This window comes from Sphingopyxis sp. KK2, assembly GCF_001990265.1.
Lineage (GTDB): Bacteria > Pseudomonadota > Alphaproteobacteria > Sphingomonadales > Sphingomonadaceae > Sphingopyxis.
Genome location: NZ_LYVN01000309.1, coordinates 1 through 506 on the forward strand (window position 1 = coordinate 1; position 506 = coordinate 506).

The window sequence follows — 506 nt, forward strand, 5'->3', positions numbered from 1 at the left end:
TCGGCCGCAACCGGCAACTTCAGCGTCGCGACGGGCCGCCAGGCGCAGGCCACCGGGCTGAACTCGACCGCCGTCGGCGACAATGCGCAGGCGACGGGCGACAACGACACCGCGACCGGCCGCGCCGCCGTGGCGTCGGGCACGTTCAGCGTCGCAACGGGCGCCAGCGCTTCGGCGACGGGCCTCGCTTCGACCGCCAACGGATCGTTCGCGAGTGCATCGGGTGAATTCTCGAGCGCGGTGGGCGAACTTGCAAATGCCTCGGGCGCCCGGTCGAGCGCGATCGGTTCGAACTCGAACGCGTCGGGTGACGAGGCGATCGCGGTCGGCGTGCTCGCCAATGCGACCGGTCTCCAGTCGACCGCGGTCGGCACCGGCGCCCAGGCGACCGACGAGGATGCCACGGCCTTCGGTCAGGGTGCCAATGCATCGGGCTTCCACTCGACCGCCGTCGGCGCCGAATCGGTCGCCTCGGGCCGCGGCGCGCAGGCGTTCGGCTGGCAGGC

1 pseudogene is annotated in these 506 nt (G+C 72.5%); it reads left to right on the forward strand.

From position 1 onward, the window contains the following. A pseudogene (locus B1A78_RS21965) lies at nucleotides 1–506 on the forward strand (hypothetical protein); the annotation flags it as partial.